We start from the raw sequence: 15,825 nt of genomic DNA on the forward strand, positions 1-15,825 counted from the left end.
GGCCTTTAGGGTTTACTGCTGATCGCTCAGTGTGTCATAAATAAATACCTGACGGGAAGCGATGATCCGCTCTCCTTCTTTCAACCCGGAGGCGATGTAAGTTCGGCCCTCTACGGTTTTGGCGACCTGTATTTCACGGATAGTGACGCCTGGTTTGGCATTCGTCAGCACCAGCACATAATATTTATCGTGGTCAAAGATGATACCGCGGGAGGGAATGCTCACCAGATTGGAGTCCACGTGGCGTTTGGCTTTGGCGCGCACAAACATCTCCGGCTTCAGGAAAAAGCCGGGATTATCCACTACCACCCTGGCTTTCATGACTTTGGTCTCCGGGTCCAGCACATTGTAGATCTTGTCTATTTTACCCGTAAAGGTTTTGTCGGGATAAGACAGGGTAGACATCTGTACCTGATCTCCTTCCCGAATACCGGATATGTCAGATTCAAAAACATTGATCATGGCCCATACATTATTAAGATCGGCCACTACGAAGATGGGATCTGAATTATCGGGCCGCCATTGCATGCTTTCAGCGGCTCTTTTGCTGATCACAAATCCGGGTACCGGCGCTTTTACCAGGTAGCTGGTTTGGTGCGCGCCACCATTTATTTCCAGTACGGCGCTCGATTTATTATAGGCTGCTACGGCTTTATCGTAGTTGCTTTTAGCCTCCTCATAGTCCTTCCGGGAATTTAATCCGCTTTTATAGAAAGACTCCGCCACTTCCATATTTCGTTTGGCGGTAGCCATATCGCTGCCGGTTATACGTTGATCTGCCGTAAAGCCCGCCATTTCAGGGCTTTTGATCACCGCGAGCACCTGTCCTTTTTTCACGAAATCGCCGGAATGCACTTTTACCTCGGTGACGATACCGCTGACCATCGGGAAGATGCGGGCGGTTTTATCTTCATTTTCGCTGATTTTGCCGGTCAGCATAATTTCATTGTCCACAGATGCGGTAGCGGCAGTATCCACCACCAGCGTGCGAAGCAACGAGTCGCTGAGCGCCCATTGAGCGGATTTGTCAGGAACCGTTTTGCTGCCGCAGCCGGTGAGGAGGATGCCCTGGATGGATATAATAAAAACAGCTGCAGGTATATAAAGCTTTTTAATGTTTTGCATGATGATGGCGTGTTTGATCAAAGATGGAAAATGGAAGCACCGGTGGCGAAATTGATTTGTTCCAGTGCATTAAGTCGGTTGTATTTAAGCTCGTTCATTTTGAGCACGTTGTTGCGGTAGGCATCATACAGGTCAATAAACTCCAGCAGTCCTATATTATGCAGTCCGTAATTTTTTTCCACTTCGCGCATCATGGTGGTGTATTCCTGCTCAAATCCGGGGTCAAATTCCTGTAGCAGCTTTTCAGTTTTCAGCGCCTGCTGCAGGCTGTTCATGACATCATGCTCCAGCTGGTCCTGTGTACCGTTGAGCTGTAGTTTGCTGTTCTCCAGTGCTGCTTTCGCCATTTTAATATTCCCCTGGTTGCGGTTAAAGAAAGGCAACGGCATGGAGATATTAAGGCCATTGTAGTTCCTTTCGAAGTTACCCTGCTTATCATACGAAAAACCAAGTTGCACGTCCGGTACGGCGAGGGAACGTTGCAGGCGCAGGTTCGTATTATTATACTGTACATTTTCCTGGGCAATTTTGAGATCGTACCGGTTGGCCTTCGCGGTATCCAGCAATGTCTGAAAAGATAATCCCGATACGGGCACGCCTGCCAGCGTATCCGGCAGCTGCGGCTGTATATTAACGGTAGCGGGTACACGGATCAGCAGCGCCAGATCGGACTGTGTTTGCTGGATGTCTTTTTCCAGCTCCAGCGCATCATGTTGCAGATCGTACAGCAGTGATTTGATACGGATGATCTCTTTGGGAGCGATATTGCCCATGGCTTTCTGCTGCTCAAATACTTTGACGATCTGTTGCAGAAAAGCGATCTGGCGGCCAAAAGTTTGCTGCGATTGCTGTTTGTAATAAAGATCGAAGAAGTTGTCGTGCAGGGAAAAACGGAGGGTACGCAACAAATCGAAGAACTGGTATTCGGTCATCTTTACACCGCTTTGCGCCAGTTGCACCGCTTTATTGCGCTTGCCGGCCAGCTTAAACAGCTGTTGTACCTGGAGGGAATTTTGACCATTGTAGGAGAAATCAAACCACTTTTTGGTGGTATGGTTGTACAATACATTTTCGAAAGTCACCTGGGGATTGTCCCATAGCCGGGCGGTGATCACCTCCGCTTTGGCGGCGTCGATATTAAATTTCTGTGCCAGCAGCGGAATATTTTTCTGAAGAAGCTGCTGTTCTGCCTCCGGTAGTGTAAGTTTCAGGGTATCCAACGTTTGCGCATGTACGCAACAACTCCATAGGATGCCCAACAGTACAGGAAAGGTTTGTAATGCTAGTCTGATCGTCATACAACTGATTTTTCGTTGCAAAGATGGCGATAGGCTATTAAGCACTAATTAGAATGAAGTTAAAACAAAATTAGATTTTAACGTCTGTTGGAAAAAAAATGTTAAAGGTGGTACCCTGCCCCAATACACTGCTCACTGTAATAGTGGCCTGATGGAGCTGAAAGATGCGCTGGGCCATGGCCAGCCCGATGCCGTAGCCGGCAAACGTATAGGCGTTGTCTGCACGGTACAGCGGAAGGAATATTTTGTCCAGCTCTCCCGGCGCAATGCCGATGCCTTTGTCGCTCACGGAGATAACGAGGCAATTGGCGCTATAGGTAAGGCGAAGACTGACGGGTTGGTGGTGTGAAAACTTAAACGCATTACGGACGATGTTCTGTAGGGCCAGCATCAACAGCGGCCGGTTACCGCGGACGGACAGCCGTGAGGCGTCTTCCGGCAGATCGCTCAGCACCACTTCCACCTGATACGGCGGTGTTTTGTACTGCCAGTGTTCCTGAATCTCCCACAACAGCTCATCGAGCCGCACGGCTTCGGTATTGGCAGGAGTCAGGATCACATCTACACGGGTGAGCTGTAAAAGGCCGTCGGTGATCACTTTCAGCTTTTCCGATTCGTCCAGCACCGTGTCCAGCGTAGCTATATATTCCGCCTGGGTGCGTTCGCGATGCAGGGTCACTTCTATCTCACCGATGATGGTGGTCAGCGGCGTTCTTAATTCATGCGAGGCATTAGACACAAAGGAGCGCTGCATCTCAAAAGCCTGCTCCAGGTGTTGCAACAGCTCATTAAAATTTCCGGCCAGTTCGGCGATCTCATCTTTGTTGCGCCCCTGTTCCACCCGCGTATGCAGGTTGTTGGAGCGTATCTTCTTCACCTGCTTATTGATGCTCTGGATGGGTTGCAGCGCTTTGCTGGCAAACCATTGTCCCAGCAGGAAGGTAACGACCAGGGATATACAAAGGATGATGACCAGTATCAGCGCGAGGTATTGCAGTTGTTGTTCACCGGCTTTGTTGCGGGCGGTCACGATCACCACAAAGTCGCCCTGATTGTCGGGATAAAACATGCCAACGCCATACTTTTCTCCAAACGTAAAACGATAGGTGCTGTTTTTACGGATGGTGTTCAGCAGCGATGGTGGCCAGTTATACTTTACCTTCTCCAGGAAAACAGGCTGATCGCCCTGGTCATAAATATTGCTGGATTCATCGGGGATGCTCTGGGCGTAACTCTTTTCTATCTCCAGGAATTTCTTCTTGGTCAGTTCATCTTTTTCGAGGTACACCTGCGCGGTGACCAGCGCCCTTACCTGCAGGAGTTTATAGAAGCTGTTACGGATGTATTGGGCAGACAACAGGTATATCAATACAAATACCCCGGTAAGAATGATACCGGTGATGAGGGTAAACTGTAATGATAAGCGATGTCTTATTTTCATAACTGTTGCTGCCAGGTACTTTTAACTTTCATGACGTATCCCATCCCCACGACCGTATGGATCAGCTTTTCGCCGCTGAAGCCTTTCTCGATCTTGTTACGGAGATAGTTCACATATACATCAATGGTGTTGGTGCCGGTATCGAACTCCAGTCCCCATACCGCTTCCGAGATCAGCGCACGGGACAGCACTTTGCCGGTATTTTTGAGCAGCAGTTCCAGCAAGGCGTATTCTTTGGCAGTGAGGGTGATCTCCTGTCCTTCTCTGCTGGCGGTTTTAGAGGTAGTGTCCAGGCGTAGGTCCGCGAGGGTGAGTATTTCTTTTTCCTGTTTGAAATTGTTCTTACGGCGTGACAGGGCGTTCACGCGGGCTACCAGTTCAGAGAAGTGAAATGGTTTGGCGAGGTAGTCATCGGCGCCGGCATTGAGGCCGTCCACAATATCATGGGTGGCGCTCAGTGCGGTGAGCATGAGCACCGGCGCCGTGATGTCGCGGGTACGCAGGTTTTTGCAGATGGTCAGCCCGTTGATGCCCGGCAGCATGATGTCGAGTATGATCAGATCATAGTCCTGCTCTATCGCTGCCTGTTGCCCCAGCAGGCCATCGTTATATACTTCCACCTGATGATGATGTTCTTCCAGTCCTCTTTTAATAAAGGCCCCTACTTTGGACTCATCTTCTATAACCAATATTTTCATACTTGAGGTATTATTATACTATGATCTATGCAAAAGTAGGAATGTTTCAGTTGGCTGGCATTAAAGGGAGATTAAAACATCCGTAGCGACTGAAATTTTCACATTTTGTGTGATGAATACAGGTTGATGATCAACTTTTTGTTAGTACATTTTAAGCAGATCGATTAGTTTTGCAAACAACCTAAACAGGCACCGTATCATGCAACTACCCGTACTCAGCACAGAACAACTGGTGCTCCGCCCTATTACAGAAAAAGATACCGCTGCTTTGTTCTCCCTCTTTTCCAAAGAAGAAGTGACACGGTACATGGACATTGACGCCTTCACTAATATTACGGAGGCTACCCAGATCATTACGTATTTCCGTGAACGTTGGGAAAAACAGGAAGGAATGCGCTGGGCTATTACTTTCAAAGACAAGGATGAATTAGTGGGCACCTGTGGTTTTCATCACTGGAATAAAACACATTATAAGATAGAGCTGGGCTATGACCTGTTACCTTCCTATTGGGGCAAGGGTATTATGACTGCGGCCATCGGGCTGATCCTGAAGTTTGTATATGAGGAGTTGCAGCTGAACCGGGTGGAAGCTTTCGTAGACCCGTTGAATGCAGCATCTTCCCGTTTGCTGGGGAGGCTGGGGTTTCGTCATGAAGGGATGTTGCGCGATGCTTTCTTTGAAAAAGGGAAGTTTGTGGATGCGGACCTGTACAGTTTACTTCGCCGGGAATACGACCGGGAGGCTATCTGGCAATAATTTTCTTTATCTGACATATGATGCATTTGCAATATCGGGATGCAGTCCCGGAGGATTTACCTCAAATTGTCGACATTTATAACAGCACGGTGGCTGGCAGGATGGTCACTGCCGACACATCGCCGGTGACGGTAGAGAGCCGGTTGGCCTGGTTCCACGCGCACAATCCCGAACGCCGTCCGTTGTGGATGGTGTATGATGATGCCGCGTTGGTGGGCTGGATCAGTTTCTCTTCATTTTATGGCCGGCCGGCCTATGACGGCACTGTGGAAGTGAGTATTTATCTGGCCGAGCGCGCGCGGGGCCGGGGTTATGGGAAAGTGGTGCTGCAGCACGCCATCGATGTGGCGCCGCAGTACAACATTCATACATTGCTGGGTTTCATTTTCGCGCACAACATTCCCAGTCTGAAACTGTTTGAAGCTAAGGGGTTTTCGGAGTGGGCTCATTTGCCTGACGTGGCCATTTTGGACGGACAGGCCCGGACATTGAAGATCCTGGGCCTGAAAGTATAGGCATCCTACGTCATTCGTCATTCGTCATTCGTAATTCGTAATTTTTTTTATGTGGTGGATATATGCTTTATTATCGGCCGCTTTTGCGGCGTTGACAGCGATTTTTGCCAAGATAGGCGTCGCTGATGTACCCTCCAATGTGGCAACAGGTATCCGTACCATTATCATTTTGCTGGTGGCATGGGGTATTGTGCTGGTGAGGGGAGAATATAAGGGGGTGACGCTGACGAGGCATACGCTGGTGTTTCTGGTGTTGTCGGGACTGGCGACCGGTTTTTCGTGGATCTTTTATTTTAAGGCGCTGCAGATAGGCAAGGTGTCGCAGGTGGCGCCGGTCGACAAGTTAAGTGTAGCGTTGACCATCATCTTATCGGCTATTTTCCTCCAGGAGGCTATTACCTGGAAAACGGCGATTGGTGCCTTACTGATAATTTCAGGCACACTGGTATTGATCATTAAGTAGCGGGGCTACCTAACAGACATCCATTATACAATGCCGGGTTGATTAAATGGCGGGGGTGGTGTTTGGGCTGATCTTATAGACACAGCGGCGGGCGCCATTGATGATATGGTCCAGGCGTGTTACCTGTACCGCTTCACCAATAACGCTGATAAAGGTATTCATCTCTGAAGTACAGATATTGTCGCAGGTAGCGGCAGCGCAGCATATCGGGCAGTGGTTTTCGATAAAGAGGAAGATATCTCCTTCTTTTCTCCACTCTGCCAGGTAGCCTTCGCCGGTGCGGATGGCCGCAAAGGCGGTCAGCCTGTTTTCGATACCGGTTACGCCTTCCAGGGCGGTATTATATTTCTCCTGTTGATTCTTTTCACGTGCCTGGATCACATTGGCCAGTGCTTCGGGGCCCAGTACCGTTTTAATGGTCTGGATGATGTCTACCGTCAGTTCGGTATGACTGTCCGGGAAGCGGGCATTGCCAAGCGGGGTCAGGCTCCATATCTGCATGGGGCGACCTACACCTTTGGATATACTTTCAAACTGCAACAAGCCCTCTTCAGCGAGCTTTACCAGCTGTAGTCGGGCGCCTTCCGTGGTGATACCCAATTCACCAGCCAGTTCGGCAGCAGACAGGGGGCCCTTGGTCTTGATGAGCATCAAAAACCTGTCAGCGGCATTTTTGGTTCGTGTTGGATATTTTTCCAAGTTATTACTTGTTTTATTGTAAATGTCGTAATTTTGTAGGAGCTAAAAAAAAGAAATTTGGGATTTAGATGATTTTGAGAGCATTTTCGTCAACAATAAATCTCATAATCTTTTAAATCTCTAAATCTTAGGTATTAATGAACGTACTCATATTTAACGGCGCCACTGACACCCGCCCTGAAGCCACCTCCAACAGGCTGGCAGCTTACCTGTCAGATGCCTTAACAGAAAAGGGGTTACCAACCGAGATTTTCAGTCTGGCAGAAAAACAGATCCCGTTTTTTTCCATGTCGGAAGCGGCCCAAAAGCCGGAGAGTGTAACAGCGATGTGTGAGTCGTTCTGTAAGGCGGACCTTCAGATCTGGATGACGCCTTTATATCATGGCAGTATGACGGGGGCCATGAAGAATTGTCTGGACTGGCTGGAGCTGACAAGCAAACACCAACGGCCATATTTAACCGGAAAGGTTGTAGCTTTGCTCTCCTGGGCTGACGGCACACAGGCCATGCAGGGGATTAACGCCATGGATGCCGTAGCGAAAGCACTGAGGGCCTGGGTACTGCCCTACTCTTTGCCTATCCTGAAAAATAATCTTTATGACCCGCAAACCAGCGGGTTTACTGCATTTTATAAAACCAAGCTGGATATGATGGTATCCCTGCTCTCTGCAGCCCAGTCACATGTGACCGCCGGGACAGCAATATGAGCCATCATTCAGTTTTACCAATTAAAAAATTCTGAATTATGATAACCGTTTCAGAAAAAGCAGGAGTATATATTAAGACACTGATGGAGACCGAACATCACGCTCCCGGCACATTTGTAAGAGTAGGTGTGAAAGGCGGCGGTTGCTCCGGCCTTGAATATGTGATGAAATTCGAGACAGAAGAACAGGAAGGAGATCAGGTATTTGAAGATAAAGGCATCAAAGTAGTGGTACAGATGAAGAGCCTGCTCTACCTGTACGGTACCGAACTGGACTACTCCGATGGCCTGAATGGCAAAGGCCTTTTCTTCAACAACCCGAATGCAACGAGAACATGCAGCTGCGGCGAAAGCTTCGCGGTATAAATATCAAAATCGTATGATGAACAGTAACGAAATAATAGATGATATAGCCAATAAGGAGTACGAGTTTGGCTTTACCACCGATATTGAAATGGATATCGCTCCTCCGGGGCTGAATGAAGATATCATCCGCTTTATTTCCGCTAAAAAGAATGAACCGGAATGGCTGCTGGAATGGCGTCTGAAAGGTTTTGCCGCCTTTAAGAAAATGCAGTTCCCTTCCTGGCAGCACTTCGAAATGCCGGAGCTGGACCTGCAGGCGCTCTCCTACTATGCCGCTCCCAAAAAGAAAAAACAACTCAACAGCCTCGATGAAGTAGATCCGGAACTGCTGGCCACCTTCGAAAAGCTGGGTATTCCGCTCAACGAACAGAAGGCGCTCGCCGGTGTGGCCGTTGACGCCGTGTTCGACAGCGTATCCGTAGCCACTACCTTCAAAGGCAAACTGAAAGAGATGGGTGTGATATTCTGCTCTTTCGGTGAAGCGGTACAGGAATACCCTGACCTGGTAAAAAAATACCTGGGCACGGTAGTACCTCACTCTGATAACATTTTTGCCGCGCTGAACTCCGCTGTGTTTTCTGACGGCTCTTTCACCTATATCCCGAAAGGCGTACGCTGCCCGATGGAACTGAGCACTTACTTCCGTATCAATGCCCAGAACACCGGCCAGTTTGAACGTACCCTCATCATCGCCGATGAAGGCAGCTATGTGAGCTACCTCGAAGGCTGTACCGCTCCCATGCGTGATGAGAACCAGCTGCATGCTGCCGTAGTGGAACTCGTAGCCCTGGACCATGCGGAAATCAAGTACTCTACCGTACAGAACTGGTACCCCGGCGATAAAGACGGTAAAGGCGGTATCTACAACTTCGTGACCAAAAGAGGTATCTGCAAAGGCAACGCCAGCAAGATTTCCTGGACACAGGTGGAAACCGGCTCCGCCATCACCTGGAAATACCCCAGCGTGATCCTGCAGGGCGACTACTCCGAGGGTGAATTCTACTCTGTAGCAGTAGTACGCAACAAACAGATCGCAGATACCGGTACCAAAATCCACCACATCGGTAAAGGCACCAAAAGCCGTATCATCTCCAAAGGTATCTCTGCCGGCAGAGGCGATAACAGCTACCGCGGCCTGGTGGCCGTTGGTCCCCGTGCCGACAACGCCCGTAACTTTACCCAGTGCGACTCCCTGCTGATCGGCAATGAGTGCGGCTCCCACACTTTCCCGTATATCGAATCCCGCAATAAAACAGCGATGATCGAACACGAAGCCACCACCTCCAAAATCGGAGAAGATCAGATCTTCTATCTGAACGCCCGTGGCATCGATACGGAAAAAGCCGTAGCCCTGATCGTAAACGGTTACGTAAAGGAAGTACTGAACCAGCTCCCCATGGAATTTGCCGTGGAAGCACAGAAATTATTATCTATCACACTTGAAGGAAGCGTTGGATAATTCGCTTATCCAATTAACTACATACAGAACGAAATAAAACAATCATGCTGACGATTAAAAATCTGCACGCAGAAGTAGAAGGGAAACAAATTCTGAAAGGCATTAACCTCGAAATAGGTAAAGGCGAAACACATGCCATCATGGGCCCTAACGGTTCCGGCAAAAGTTCGCTGGCCTCCGTGCTCGCAGGCCGTGACAACTATACCGTTACCGAAGGGGAAGTATGGTTCAATGGTAAAAACCTGCTGGACCTGTCTCCCGAAGACCGTGCCCGTGAAGGCGTATTCCTGGCGTTTCAATACCCTGTTGAAATTCCGGGCGTGTCCAACCTGAACTTTCTGAAGACTGCCCTCAATGAAATCAGGACCTACAAAGGCCTGCCTACCATTGAAGGCCGTGACTTCCTGAAACTGACCAAAGAGAAGCAGCAGCTGGTAGACTTTAACGCCAACCTGATGAACCGCTCCCTGAACGAAGGTTTCAGCGGTGGTGAAAAGAAACGTAACGAAATATTCCAACTGGCCATGCTGGACCCTCAACTGGCCATCCTGGACGAAACAGACTCCGGTCTGGATATCGACGCGCTGCGTATCGTTTCCAACGGCGTTAACAAACTCCGTGACGCAGAAAAATCTTTCGTAGTGATCACGCACTACCAGCGCCTGCTGGAATACATCGTGCCTGACTTTGTACACGTGCTGTACAACGGCCGTATCATCAAAACCGGTACCAAGGAACTGGCCCTGGAACTGGAAGAAAGAGGCTACGACTGGCTGAAGGAAGAGTTACATTTGAAAGAATCAGTATAAGAAGCATACCATTATGACGAGTGATATTACATTGCCTTTTTACCAGGCGTTAACGACCGATGTAAACGCATTATCGACCTGCCAGGCGCAGGACGATCTGCAAGGCGTCCGCCGGGAGGCTCTGGAACGCTTCGCTGTGTTGGGTCTTCCCACACTGAAAACAGAAGCATGGCGTTATTCCAACATACAACGTTATCTGAAGGAGTTCCCTTATGAACTGCTGTATGCCACCACTACCGTACCGGCTTCCGTGGTAGCCCAGGCTGCCATCCCGGAACTGGACTGCTATCGCATTGTGCTGGTAAACGGCCACCTGCAGGCAGATCATTCTGAACTGCCCGCCGGTAAAGGTATTACCATCGGTGCTCTCAGCGCCCACACACAGGCGCCTGGCTTCACCAAGTGGTTCAACAAACAACACCACCTGGCCCAGGAATCACTGGCCACCCTTAATACAGCCTTCTTCACCGACGGTCTGTATATAGAACTGGCAGCCAATACTGTGATCGATAAACCGATACATATCGTTCATGTATACACCGCCACACAGCACGCATTTATCCAGCCCCGCCACCTGTGGGTGCTGAACAGAAGCGCTGCCGCTACCATCATCGAAAGCGCCGTTCATCCGGACGCCGACGTCGTGACCTTCGCTAACAGCGTCCTGGAAACAGTGGTAGAAGACAATGCAGAACTGTGGCATTACAATATTCAACTGGGCGACCAGCACTTCCGTGAAGTGCATACCACCGCCGCTCAGCAACAGGCCAACAGCCGTTACCATCATTTTAACTTTACCCTGCCCGGTACCCCGTTCACCCGCAATAACCTGAGCGTGGCCCTCAACGGCAGCTATACGGAAACGAACCTGAACGGCCTGTACCTTGCCAATGGCAGCCAGCATGTAGACAACCATACTTTTATGGACCACATCATGCCTAACTGCAACAGCAACGAACTGTACAAAGGTGTACTGCTCGACAGCGCCAACGGCGTTTTCACCGGCAGGATCCTGGTACATCAGGAAGCGCAGAAAACCAACGCCTTCCAGCAGAACAACAACCTGCTGCTGGGCGCCAAAGCAGATATCAACTCCCAACCGCAGCTGGAAATTTATGCCGACGACGTAAAATGCAGCCATGGTTTCACCGCCGGACAGTTCAGCGAAGAATCCATGTTCTACCTGCGCTCCCGTGGTATCGGAGAAGATGCTGCCAAAGCACTGATGGTGAATGCCTTCTCCCATGATATTACCGACGAAGTGAAGGTACCTGCCCTGCAACATTACCTGCAGGAACAGATTGCCGCCATCATGAACAACTAATTACCCATCCAATGGAACATATTGCTAACATAGAAACCACCGCCCTGGACGTAAAGCAGATCAGGAGGGACTTCCCCATCCTGCAGGAACTGGTGCACGGTAAACCGCTGGTATATCTGGATAACGGAGCTACCACGCAGAAGCCGCTGACGGTGATAGAAACAGAAGCCCGGTATTACGAAGAATATAACAGCAATGTGCATCGCGGCGTTCACCACCTGAGCCAGGAAGCCACCAACGCCTACGAGAAAGCCCGCGAAATTGTTGCCGGCTTTATCAATGCGGCGCATTCCCATGAAGTGATCTTTACCAAAGGTACTACCGACGGGATCAACCTGGTAGCCAATACCATGGGCCGCCGTTTCCTGAAAGCAGGCGACAGCGTGATCATCTCCGCGATGGAACACCACTCCAACATCGTTCCCTGGCAGATTGCCTGCGAGGAAAGCGGCGCTACCCTGAAAGTGATCCCTATCAATGAAAAGGGTGAGCTGAAAATGGACGCGTTCTCCGCCCTGCTCGACGATACGGTGAAAATGATAGCAGTGACGTATGTTTCCAATACGATGGGTACCATTAACCCGGTAGAAGACATCATCGCTCAGGCACATGCCCGTAAGATCCCCGTACTGCTGGACGCTGCACAGGCCATCCAGCATATGAGCATCGACGTGCAGGCCCTGCAGGTGGATTTCCTCGTTTTCTCCGGACATAAAATTTACGGTCCCACCGGCATCGGGGTACTCTACGGTACCACCGAATGGCTGAACAAACTGCCTCCCTACCAGGGTGGCGGTGATATGATCAAGACCGTTACCTTTGCCAAAACTATCTATAACGAACTGCCTTACAAATTCGAAGCCGGCACTCCGCATATCGCGGGCGCCATCGGTTTAGGGGCAGCGATCAGATACCTGCAGCAGGTTGGCCTCGACAAAATCCAGCAATGGGAAGAACAACTGCAGGCCTATGCACTGGAACAACTGCGGCAGATAGATGGTATCCGCTTCATCGGCGATGCCGCCCGCAGAAGTGGCGCTATCTCCTTCCTGATACACGACATTCACCCGTTCGACCTCGGTGAATTACTGGACCAGCAAGGAATTGCCGTAAGAACAGGACATCACTGCTGCGAACCGCTGATGGATGAGTTTAAAATTCCCGGTACGGTCCGGGCGTCGCTCACCTTCTACAATACGAAGGAAGACATTGACAAGCTGGTAGCCGGTATCCATCGGGCTGTGTCCATGCTGCGGTAAAAGGAGACTACTATTATGACGATCAACGAAAGACAGGATGAAATAAAGTCCGACTTTGAAGTAATGAGCAACTGGGAGGATAAGTATGAATATATTATCCAACTGGGCAAGGATTTGCCGCTCATTGCAGATGAATACAAGACACCGGAGAATCTGATCAAAGGCTGTCAGTCGCGCGTGTGGCTGCACACCGAGCTCAGAGACGGCAATCTGTACTTCACTGCCGACAGCGATGCCGTGATCACCAAAGGGCTGGTAAGCCTGATGATTTACGTGCTCTCCGGACATACGCCCAAAGAGATAGCCAGCGCGGATATCTACTTTATCAACGACATCGGCCTGAGCAGCCATCTCTCTCCTACCCGCTCCAACGGGTTGCTGAGTATGCTCAAACAGATGAAACTTTATGCAGTAGCCTACCAGGCAAAAACAAACCAGTCATGAGCGAAGAAGTTACATTAAGGGAAAAGATAGAAGAACAGCTGAAAACCGTATACGACCCGGAAATCCCTGTCAACATCTGGGAACTGGGACTGGTATACGCCATCAAGATCAAAGAGAATAACCGCATCGGCATTGATATGACGCTCACCGCCCCCGGATGCCCGGTAGCCGGCGATATCATCCGCGAAGTGGATGAGAAAGTCCGCAATATTGAAGGCGTATCGGAAGTGGACGTACACCTTACTTTTGATCCACCATGGACGAAAGAAATGATGAGCGAAGAAGCCAAACTGGAACTTGGTTTTCTTTAATCGGAAATAATATATGATTGAAAACGTCCCCTCCCGGGACGTTTTTTTTTGCTCAGGGCTTTGGCCCTGGGCTACGTTTAGATAACAAAATAAATCTGTGCGTTCAATGCGGCAAACATGACAGGATCCTGTATAATTACTTTTATTTGTTGCCTGTTTTGCCTGCCTCTTACTTGTCATGATATTTAAACAACCAGATATTAAATATTGATAATCAGCTATTTATTAAATACAAAGTAGACCACTTCCATAACAAGCGCTACCCGTTCGTTTTTTCCATAAAACCTTATTTTTAAGCCGGAAATTGTGGTGTTACTATATACACTGCGTAGTATTAAACGATATTTGGCTTTTATTTTATGAAATTATTTAATTTGTAGCATTGTTCATCAACAACGACTTTCAGGCTATTTTGATGCATGCAATGGGTTAAATTAAATAAGTAAATAACCTAATAATAAAATAACTAAATAATTGGACCTAACGGAAGAACAGGTGCTGGCGATGGCACCCGATGAATCGTCCCGCAAAGCGGGAAAAGAGCTGGCCAAACCGGCCAGGTGGGTCAGTACGGGCTTCAGCGAGGCCGCCCTGTGGGGTGAATGCCAGGGCAGCGGTAGTAAACCCTACCAGACCCAGGTGGATACCGGCACCATGGCCTTTCGTTGCAGCTGCCCCAGTCGCAAGTTCCCCTGTAAACATGGCGTGGGCCTTCTCTTATATTATGCCCGGGAGAAAGCCTCCTTTGTGCAGCAGGAACAGCCGGCATGGGTTACAGACTGGATCAGCAAGCGCACGGAAAAGGCGGAAAAGAAAACGCAACAGGCCACGGAAGCCAAACCTGTGGACGAAGCCGCTCAGACCAAAAGACAGGACGCCCGGCACCGGAAAGTAAGCGACGGCCTGGAAGAACTGATACGTTGGGCCAAAGACCTGGTACGCAACGGGATCATCGGGCTACCTGACAAAGGCGCCGATATGTGCGAAAACATGGCCCGGCGCATGGTAGACGCACAGGCATCCGGCCTGGCCGCCGTACTCCGGGAAATGGCGGAAATCAGCTACTACAGCGATGGCTGGCAACATACATTTATGGACCAGCTGCTACGGTTGTATCTGACCGCAAAGGCCTATGGTCATCTGGACAAACTGGCCCCCTCCCTTCAGCAGGATATCCGAACACTCGTTGGCTACTCCCAGTCGCAGGAAGAACTTAAAACCCAATCCGGCATTACGGATACCTGGCTGGTACTCGGTAAACAGACCACCGAAGAGGACCGGCTCATTACCGAACGGTATTGGCTATACGGTCTTACCACCCGTCGCCCTGCGCTGGTATTACAATTTACCATCCGGCATCAACCGCAGGCACAGCTGATGCCGGCACCAGGCAGCTGTATACGGGCTGAACTGGTGTATTACCCATCAGCCGCCCCGATGCGGGCGCTCATCAAAACGCAACAAGCCGCACCGGCAGACCGCCAGTTCCGCGGCTATGCCGGCTGGACAGACGTGATGGCCGCCCAGACACAGGTCGGCAGCCAGTGGCCGCTCTATAACGATCAGGTATATACGATCGCGGCGCTCACGCTGGTACAACATAACGGCCAGTGGTGGCTGCGCGACGATCAACAACAGGAAATGCAGCTACGGCCGGATTTCCGCAGCCTATGGAAGCTGCTGGCCCTCAGTGGCGGACAGCCATTGCCCATGGCTGTCATCGGCCGCGAAACGACATACGAACCAATCGGTGTCTGGTACCAGCAGGAATATAAAGTACTGTAACCAATACCTCGTATAGACGTGCCCGTTTTTCATAAAATACGGATACCGGTAAAAGACCTGGTTATCTGCCCAAAGGAAAGCACTTTAAGACAACCCGGCATAATAACCGGCGAGGCCACCTGAAGGAACATGTGCTGAAAAAAAACCGGATATCTGCCTAAAGAAAAACTTTAAGACAACCCGGCATAACAACCGGTGAGGCCACCTGAAGGAACATGTGCTGAAAAAAAACCGGATATCTGCCTAAAGAAAAACTTTAAGACAACCCGGCATAACAACCGGCAAGGCCACCTGAAGGAACAGGTGCTGAAAAAAACCGGATATCTGCCTAAAGAAAAACTTTAAGACAACCCGGCATAATAACCG

17 protein-coding genes are annotated in these 15,825 nt (G+C 49.8%); 12 read left to right on the forward strand and 5 right to left on the reverse strand.

Going from position 1 to position 15,825, the window contains the following annotated elements; genetic code table 11:
- Positions 1–12 precede the first annotated feature (12 nt).
- From ICL55_RS30050 to ICL55_RS30065, 4 genes are all read right to left on the reverse strand, one after another.
- Positions 13–1,125, reverse strand: coding sequence for an efflux RND transporter periplasmic adaptor subunit (locus ICL55_RS30050; protein ID WP_188104696.1), 1,113 nt, complete (start codon positions 1,123–1,125; stop codon positions 13–15).
- A 17-nt stretch (positions 1,126–1,142) separates the two neighbouring features.
- Positions 1,143–2,423 (reverse strand): TolC family protein, encoded by a 1,281-nt coding sequence (locus tag ICL55_RS30055; RefSeq protein ID WP_188104698.1) that lies wholly within the window; start codon positions 2,421–2,423, stop codon positions 1,143–1,145.
- A 70-nt stretch (positions 2,424–2,493) separates the two neighbouring features.
- A complete protein-coding gene (locus tag ICL55_RS30060) occupies positions 2,494–3,864 on the reverse strand; it encodes a HAMP domain-containing sensor histidine kinase (protein WP_188104700.1) in 1,371 nt (456 codons plus the stop codon).
- Positions 3,861–4,562: a response regulator transcription factor gene (locus ICL55_RS30065; protein ID WP_188104702.1), complete on the reverse strand. Its 702-nt coding sequence runs from the start codon at positions 4,560–4,562 to the stop codon at positions 3,861–3,863. The genes ICL55_RS30060 and ICL55_RS30065 overlap by 4 nt, the downstream gene beginning before the upstream one ends.
- Before the next feature lie 199 nt (positions 4,563–4,761).
- Here ICL55_RS30065 and ICL55_RS30070 point away from each other — a divergent pair, with 199 nt between their 5' ends.
- Genes ICL55_RS30070 through ICL55_RS30080 form a run of 3 tightly spaced genes read left to right on the forward strand, consistent with a single transcriptional unit; the run spans position 4,762 to position 6,297 of the window.
- Positions 4,762–5,319, forward strand: a complete 558-nt coding sequence (locus ICL55_RS30070) for a GNAT family N-acetyltransferase (protein ID WP_188104704.1) — start codon at positions 4,762–4,764, stop codon at positions 5,317–5,319.
- A 17-nt stretch (positions 5,320–5,336) separates the two neighbouring features.
- On the forward strand, positions 5,337–5,834 hold the full coding sequence (locus tag ICL55_RS30075; protein ID WP_188104706.1) for a GNAT family N-acetyltransferase: 498 nt from the start codon (positions 5,337–5,339) through the stop codon (positions 5,832–5,834).
- 49 nt (positions 5,835–5,883) lie between these two features.
- Complete coding sequence (locus ICL55_RS30080; RefSeq protein ID WP_188104708.1) at positions 5,884–6,297, forward strand: EamA family transporter; 414 nt, start codon at positions 5,884–5,886, stop codon at positions 6,295–6,297.
- A gap of 42 nt (positions 6,298–6,339) precedes the next feature.
- Here the strand turns inward: ICL55_RS30080 and ICL55_RS30085 are convergent, their stop codons facing one another.
- Positions 6,340–6,996, reverse strand: coding sequence for a helix-turn-helix transcriptional regulator (locus tag ICL55_RS30085; RefSeq protein WP_246496717.1), 657 nt, complete (start codon positions 6,994–6,996; stop codon positions 6,340–6,342).
- Positions 6,997–7,133: 137 nt separating this feature from the next.
- Here ICL55_RS30085 and ICL55_RS30090 point away from each other — a divergent pair, with 137 nt between their 5' ends.
- The 9 genes from ICL55_RS30090 (at position 7,134) to ICL55_RS30130 (ending at position 15,459) form a co-directional block, all read left to right on the forward strand.
- Positions 7,134–7,703 carry an NADPH-dependent FMN reductase gene (locus ICL55_RS30090; protein WP_188104710.1) on the forward strand — a complete coding sequence of 190 codons (570 nt, stop codon included), beginning with the start codon at positions 7,134–7,136 and terminating at the stop codon, positions 7,701–7,703.
- A 38-nt stretch (positions 7,704–7,741) separates the two neighbouring features.
- Complete coding sequence (locus ICL55_RS30095) at positions 7,742–8,068, forward strand: HesB/IscA family protein (RefSeq protein WP_168874558.1); 327 nt, start codon at positions 7,742–7,744, stop codon at positions 8,066–8,068.
- Between the two features lie 13 nt (positions 8,069–8,081).
- Positions 8,082–9,527: a Fe-S cluster assembly protein SufB gene (gene sufB, locus ICL55_RS30100; RefSeq protein ID WP_188104712.1), complete on the forward strand. Its 1,446-nt coding sequence runs from the start codon at positions 8,082–8,084 to the stop codon at positions 9,525–9,527.
- A gap of 44 nt (positions 9,528–9,571) precedes the next feature.
- Positions 9,572–10,336 (forward strand): Fe-S cluster assembly ATPase SufC, encoded by a 765-nt coding sequence (gene sufC, locus ICL55_RS30105; RefSeq protein WP_078670616.1) that lies wholly within the window; start codon positions 9,572–9,574, stop codon positions 10,334–10,336.
- A gap of 13 nt (positions 10,337–10,349) precedes the next feature.
- Positions 10,350–11,660, forward strand: a complete 1,311-nt coding sequence (sufD, locus tag ICL55_RS30110; RefSeq protein WP_188104714.1) for a Fe-S cluster assembly protein SufD — start codon at positions 10,350–10,352, stop codon at positions 11,658–11,660.
- Between the two features lie 11 nt (positions 11,661–11,671).
- Positions 11,672–12,919, forward strand: coding sequence for an aminotransferase class V-fold PLP-dependent enzyme (locus ICL55_RS30115; protein WP_281392634.1), 1,248 nt, complete (start codon positions 11,672–11,674; stop codon positions 12,917–12,919).
- Between the two features lie 15 nt (positions 12,920–12,934).
- Positions 12,935–13,363: a SufE family protein gene (locus tag ICL55_RS30120; RefSeq protein ID WP_188104716.1), complete on the forward strand. Its 429-nt coding sequence runs from the start codon at positions 12,935–12,937 to the stop codon at positions 13,361–13,363.
- On the forward strand, positions 13,360–13,674 hold the full coding sequence (locus ICL55_RS30125) for an iron-sulfur cluster assembly protein (protein ID WP_188104718.1): 315 nt from the start codon (positions 13,360–13,362) through the stop codon (positions 13,672–13,674). The genes ICL55_RS30120 and ICL55_RS30125 overlap by 4 nt, the downstream gene beginning before the upstream one ends.
- Positions 13,675–14,148: 474 nt before the next feature.
- Positions 14,149–15,459, forward strand: a complete 1,311-nt coding sequence (locus ICL55_RS30130) for an SWIM zinc finger family protein (RefSeq protein WP_188104721.1) — start codon at positions 14,149–14,151, stop codon at positions 15,457–15,459.
- The last annotated feature ends 366 nt before the right edge of the window (positions 15,460–15,825 follow it).

The sequence above is a fragment of the Chitinophaga varians genome (assembly GCF_014529945.1).
Classification (GTDB): Bacteria; Bacteroidota; Bacteroidia; order Chitinophagales; family Chitinophagaceae; genus Chitinophaga; species Chitinophaga varians.

Coding starts and splice junctions, on each gene's coding strand:
- ICL55_RS30050 (WP_188104696.1), bottom strand. CDS start 1,125: ATGCAAAACATTAAAAAGCTTTATATACCTGCAGCTGTTTTTATTATA.
- ICL55_RS30055 (WP_188104698.1), bottom strand. CDS start 2,423: ATGACGATCAGACTAGCATTACAAACCTTTCCTGTACTGTTGGGCATC.
- ICL55_RS30060 (WP_188104700.1), bottom strand. CDS start 3,864: ATGAAAATAAGACATCGCTTATCATTACAGTTTACCCTCATCACCGGT.
- ICL55_RS30065 (WP_188104702.1), bottom strand. CDS start 4,562: ATGAAAATATTGGTTATAGAAGATGAGTCCAAAGTAGGGGCCTTTATT.
- ICL55_RS30070 (WP_188104704.1), top strand. CDS start 4,762: ATGCAACTACCCGTACTCAGCACAGAACAACTGGTGCTCCGCCCTATT.
- ICL55_RS30075 (WP_188104706.1), top strand. CDS start 5,337: ATGATGCATTTGCAATATCGGGATGCAGTCCCGGAGGATTTACCTCAA.
- ICL55_RS30080 (WP_188104708.1), top strand. CDS start 5,884: ATGTGGTGGATATATGCTTTATTATCGGCCGCTTTTGCGGCGTTGACA.
- ICL55_RS30090 (WP_188104710.1), top strand. CDS start 7,134: ATGAACGTACTCATATTTAACGGCGCCACTGACACCCGCCCTGAAGCC.
- ICL55_RS30095 (WP_168874558.1), top strand. CDS start 7,742: ATGATAACCGTTTCAGAAAAAGCAGGAGTATATATTAAGACACTGATG.
- sufB (WP_188104712.1), top strand. CDS start 8,082: ATGATGAACAGTAACGAAATAATAGATGATATAGCCAATAAGGAGTAC.
- sufC (WP_078670616.1), top strand. CDS start 9,572: ATGCTGACGATTAAAAATCTGCACGCAGAAGTAGAAGGGAAACAAATT.
- sufD (WP_188104714.1), top strand. CDS start 10,350: ATGACGAGTGATATTACATTGCCTTTTTACCAGGCGTTAACGACCGAT.
- ICL55_RS30115 (WP_281392634.1), top strand. CDS start 11,672: ATGGAACATATTGCTAACATAGAAACCACCGCCCTGGACGTAAAGCAG.
- ICL55_RS30120 (WP_188104716.1), top strand. CDS start 12,935: ATGACGATCAACGAAAGACAGGATGAAATAAAGTCCGACTTTGAAGTA.
- ICL55_RS30125 (WP_188104718.1), top strand. CDS start 13,360: ATGAGCGAAGAAGTTACATTAAGGGAAAAGATAGAAGAACAGCTGAAA.